General features: G+C 71.6%; 1 protein-coding gene. It reads right to left on the bottom strand.

Annotated elements, in window-relative coordinates; genetic code table 11:
- Window positions 1–71 precede the first annotated feature (71 nt).
- Entirely contained in the window at window positions 72–1,628 is a 1,557-nt protein-coding gene (locus tag V7E09_RS14130; protein WP_324512401.1) for an aspartate:alanine exchanger family transporter, read from the bottom strand.
- Window positions 1,629–1,711: the final 83 nt, after the last annotated feature.

The raw sequence follows: 1,711 nt of genomic DNA, 5'->3' as shown, positions 1-1,711 counted from the left end.
AGCCTCAGTCCTCGGCGGACGCAGCCTCAGTCCTCGACGGACGCAGCCTCAGTCCTCGGCGGGGAAAGGGGCTAGACCAGGGCGATGACCTGGACCAGCAGGATCTTCACGACCGTGCCCAGCGCGAACAGGGCGCCATAGGCGGAGTCGATGCGTTCGTCGTTGACGCGGCTGTTGGCGTAGGCGAGGATCGCCGGCTGGCCCACGAACCCGGCCAGCGCACCCGCGGTGCGTGGGGCCGACAGCTTCTGGATGCGGGCCGCCGCCACCAGCACGCCGCAGCCCAGCACCAGGATGAGCGCCGACATCACCACGACGGACAGGCCCTCCCACGTGAACGCCATCGCGATGAAGGACGGCCCCGACGCGAGCCCGACGCACGCCAGGAAGATCATCAGCCCGAGTTGCCGCAGCGTCGAGTTGACGGGCTGGGGAAGGTCCCAGCGGAACGGGCCGACGCGGTGCAGCGCCCCCAGAACCATCCCGACGACCAGCGGACCCGCCGCCGTCCCCAGCCCGAACCGGATGCCGCCCGGCAGCGGGATCGACACGAACCCGGCCAGCAGGCCCAGCAGGATGCCCAGGCCGAGCGTGAGGGCGTCCACCTGGGAGACGCGGCGCTCGGAGTCCCCGAAGAACTCGCTCGCCCCCGCCAGGTGTTCGCTGGGGACGACCGCCAGCACCCGGTCGCCGGGCTGCAGAACCAGGTCGTCGCGGGCCAGCATGTCGATGTCGCCGCGGCGCACCCGCGTCACGATGCCGTGGAGGCGTCCGCTCACGTTCAGTTCGGCGATGCTGCGCCCCACCAGCGACGGGTTGGACACCACGAAACGCCGGAAGTCGACCTCGCGGCGGTCGTGCGTCAGCGTGCGTTTGCTGGGACGCCCCAAGAAGGACACGGCCCGTTCGACGTCGTCGGGGTTACCCACGGCCAGGACGCGGTCACCAGGCTCCAGGGGTTCGCTCGGGTTGAGCACCCGCATGGCGCCGTCGCGTTCCAGGTAGGAGAACTTGACCGCCTGCCTGCTCCATCCGGGCACCTCGCCGCACATCACCTGCTTGGAGACGACGACGCTGCGGGCCGTCAGCCCGGCTTCGGCCAGCGACGGCGAATCGCCGGTCCCGGGCCAGCGGCGGGCCACGATCACCGCGACGATCGCCATGCCGACGATGACGCCGGTCGGGTAGGCCAGCGCGTAGCCCACGAGGGTGTCGGGCGCCCCGCCGGTGGCGGTGATGGCGGCGTCGATCGCCGGGGACGTCAGCACGCCCGCGTAGGCGCCCGCGACCACGTTGCGCGTCAGGCCCAGCCCGGACGCCAACAGCACCCCGGCGCCCGCCATCGCGGCCAGTCCGAGAACCCCGGCGACCATCAGGCCCCACTGGCGGCGCAGGTCCGAGCGGAACGTGGTGCCCGCCACCAGCCCGACCGTGTAACAGAACAGGACGACACCCAGGGACTTCACCAGCCCCAGGCCCTCCCCGAACCGCGGGTCGAGGGCACCGATCACCAGCCCCATGAACAGGGCTCCGGCGGCGCCGAAGCGGATGGGCCCGAACGGGATCTGGCCAAACAGGCCACCCAGCGCGAGCACGATCATGAGCGTGAGCAACGGGTTCGCCGCCATCACGTCGAGCACAACGACCTACCTTCCGCGCGGGGTTCCCCCGCGGCGTCAGGGTCAGTCTCTCGCGTCGCGTCCGGACGCAC

Source organism: Propioniciclava sp. (assembly GCF_036744435.1).
GTDB lineage: Bacteria > Actinomycetota > Actinomycetes > Propionibacteriales > Propionibacteriaceae > Propioniciclava.
Note: the sequence above shows the minus strand (reverse complement) of the source record. Positions and strands in the feature narration are given on the sequence as shown.

Excerpts from the sequence above, each read along its gene's own strand:
- V7E09_RS14130 (WP_324512401.1), bottom strand. The coding sequence starts at position 1,628 with ATGGCGGCGAACCCGTTGCTCACGCTCATGATCGTGCTCGCGCTGGGT.